The following is a 2815-nucleotide window of genomic DNA, read 5'->3' on the forward strand; positions in this document are numbered from 1 at the left end:
AATTCAGCTACTCTTAAATTTTTTACTTGAGCGTATCTAAAATAGATTAGAGGAATTGTAATTATGGTGAAAGCAGTGAGACCGCCAAAGATGATTAGTCCATATCCTCTAAAGCTTTTTTAAAGCGGCTGTGGGGGATTGCAGAGTATTTAGACTTGTGTCTGCACACCAAGCTCAGTCTCATTTAAAACCAATCGTATTACAATTACCCTAACTCACTTGAGAAAGGGTTTCTCTTTCTAGGACTAGCTACCCTACGGCGGTTTTTGCAAGTTGGGAATGTTAATCAATCACTTCGCGTTTGAGTTTGTCCTTAATGGTCTTTGACACTTCATCGCTCACTTGGGCAATCTTGGTTTGTCTGCGCTTTACATCAAAGGCTCTAATTTGGCGCAGTAAAGCGATCTGTTCTGTGTTTTTGCTGTCTTTGAAACGGTGGGTGATAGTAGGCATATTGCTTTTTTGAATTTGGCTACTAAGGGGGATGCCTAAAAACAATCTAGCAACAACATCTTTAACACTAACATAGGGTGTGTAAAACTTGCCGATTTGCCATAAACCTCATGCCCCACATTATAGTCGATACGAATACAATAGATACGAATACAATAAACATTTTTAACATAGGTCTTTTTAGCGACTTTGTTCTGTATTTTTTCTTCTGCGCATCCACTCATCTCATCAAAAAGTTTGTCCACTATCTTCTTCAAAATTTAAGACATATCAAAAGTAGAATATTTTAGTCAATAAAGTACGGTTTTAGGGGATTGTGGAAACGAAAAATACAAGACAGACAGAAAGCGCATTGTGGTTCACGGACCTTATACTAACCTACTCCTAGTGAGGATTTTTTGACTTGCCAATACAGAGTTGCCCCACTTTTGAGTATGGCGATGCATGTCGCTTCTTTTCTAAACTCTGCCTCCAATTTTTCAAAGTTCTCTCATCTATACTTCTTGATGCTTGTTATGCTAAACTCCATAGTAATCAAAATCACATAGAAACCGAAAATGAAAAATTATGTCGTTTCAGATCTGCACTTCTTTCATAAAAATATCATTAAGTATTCAGCACTCCCTTTTGAATCTGTAGAAGAGCTCAATCGAGAATGGATTGCCATGCTAGATTGTATAGAACCACAAGACACGGTCTGGTATTTGGGAGATCTCACTTTACTGAGAAAAACCTCTAAAGAACTCAACACCCTTCTTTCCAGCTTAAAAGGTCAAAAAATCTTGATCAGGGGCAACCACGATGTGTTGCCAGACAAAGCTTATGCAAATTGCAATTTTTGTGTCTTAGACAAGCTTTTTTACATTTTTGATTTAGAAATGGACAATCTCTACAGATTCATCATGTGTCATTACCCGCCCGATTCTAGAGAATACAATCAGTTGGTTGCCGATGAAGTTCTAACAGAGTGGGCACAAAGAGAAGAGAATCAACCTTCAGTTAAGACTTATTGGTTGTATGGACACACGCATACAAGACAAATCCAATCAGAACAGGTCGATTTTATCAATGTCTGTATTGACTTTAGATACAAGAATCGAATGCCCATTTTCTGCATCGAAGATTTTATACAAGGGCTTTTTAAGGACAAAATCAAGACCATGAGTTGAGTTAGGGAGTAAATGGAATGCCTATGCACGCACATACAGCTAATCTTGCTACTACAAATTAAAAAGACTACTAGCAATATTTTTTAAACGAGCTACAAGCATACAAAGATAGGCAAAAATACAAGACGACAAGAAAATGGGGCTTGTGCGTTACTTTTGGGATTTTTGCCTTTGAGGAAATCGTAAAGATTTTCAGAGAAAAATACAACATCTTCGCTGAAGACGTCAATGATGACATTATTAGGGGTGATAAATTTAGTTTAGCTCTCATATTTGACAAAGACTTAAATTTTGTAGAAGACAAGACTTTTTACACCATGTGTGCTTATGTGCGTGAAAACCAAGAGCTTACAGAGGACATGCAAACCCATGAAAAAGAGCTTAAGCATGCATTGCAGGTACAATTTGAGGAACGAGGGTTTGATGCAACCTTTCTAGACCTTTGTAAAAAATATAAGGTAGATAAGGACAATTTTAGATTTGTTCTACTCAAAAATATGGACACAGAACTCACCAATTTACATTCTTTTTTTTATCAAAGATTTACAGACAGCCAAAGGCTTAAACAATAAAAATCTCACCACTTACTTTAGTGAATCCAATAAAGCCAAAAAGAATTGCGACAGCCAAGGCAGTTCATCTAACTTTAACCCTAGTTTGTTTCACAAAATCTTAGCTCCTAAGAAATACCCCACTCCACATCTTCATAGGTTTACGGGGTCTTTAACCCCCTTACTAAAAAGTTTTTTCACATTGTTAAGAACTTTGAATTTGCTCACTTTCAACTATTCACCCAACGCCACATACACGCCCACTTGTTAGATCATCTCTTCTTGACATTGTTTATAGATCGCTGTAATCTTTTCACCACTTGATATATATGCACCGCTACACCTGTGGTAACGGAAGCTACATACTTCTTGGTGAGATGAATGGTCTGGGTTTCAAAAGCCTTAAATGTGTGCCCGACTCCTTGCTTCTGTTTTTGCTGTTTTTAGATCAGCTTTAAGGGCTCGGGTTTCTTGTTCTAAGCTAGTGTTGCGGATTAACCATTTGCTACGCAAAAACACGCCGCAAGCTTATTTGCATAATTTGCCACTCAAACGCCGTGGGGGCTAAAATTCTATTTATATTGATTTAATATTGATTTATGGGTTTGGGCTGTTTGTGGAGAAAACCTTAAATATGTTTAA

3 protein-coding genes are annotated in these 2815 nt (G+C 37.3%); 2 read left to right on the forward strand and 1 reads right to left on the reverse strand.

What is annotated here, in order from left to right:
* Window positions 1-282 precede the first annotated feature (282 nt).
* Window positions 283-453 carry a hypothetical protein gene (locus tag QSJ47_RS08040; RefSeq protein ID WP_221272338.1) on the reverse strand — a complete coding sequence of 57 codons (171 nt, stop codon included), beginning with the start codon at window positions 451-453 and terminating at the stop codon, window positions 283-285.
* Between the two features lie 557 nt (window positions 454-1010).
* On the opposite strand from QSJ47_RS08040, the gene QSJ47_RS08045 reads away from it, so the two are divergent.
* The gene (locus tag QSJ47_RS08045; protein ID WP_285603006.1) at window positions 1011-1622 is read left to right on the forward strand and encodes a metallophosphoesterase; all 612 of its coding nucleotides are present in this window, start codon (window positions 1011-1013) and stop codon (window positions 1620-1622) included.
* A 143-nt stretch (window positions 1623-1765) separates the two neighbouring features.
* Window positions 1766-2194 (forward strand): hypothetical protein, encoded by a 429-nt coding sequence (locus QSJ47_RS08050; protein ID WP_285603007.1) that lies wholly within the window; start codon window positions 1766-1768, stop codon window positions 2192-2194.
* Window positions 2195-2815 lie beyond the last annotated feature (621 nt).

Source organism: Helicobacter sp. NHP22-001, assembly GCF_030270165.1.
Taxonomy (GTDB): Bacteria; Campylobacterota; Campylobacteria; order Campylobacterales; family Helicobacteraceae; genus Helicobacter; species Helicobacter gastrofelis.

Coding starts and splice junctions, on each gene's coding strand:
- QSJ47_RS08040 (WP_221272338.1), bottom strand. CDS start 453: ATGCCTACTATCACCCACCGTTTCAAAGACAGCAAAAACACAGAACAG.
- QSJ47_RS08045 (WP_285603006.1), top strand. CDS start 1,011: ATGAAAAATTATGTCGTTTCAGATCTGCACTTCTTTCATAAAAATATC.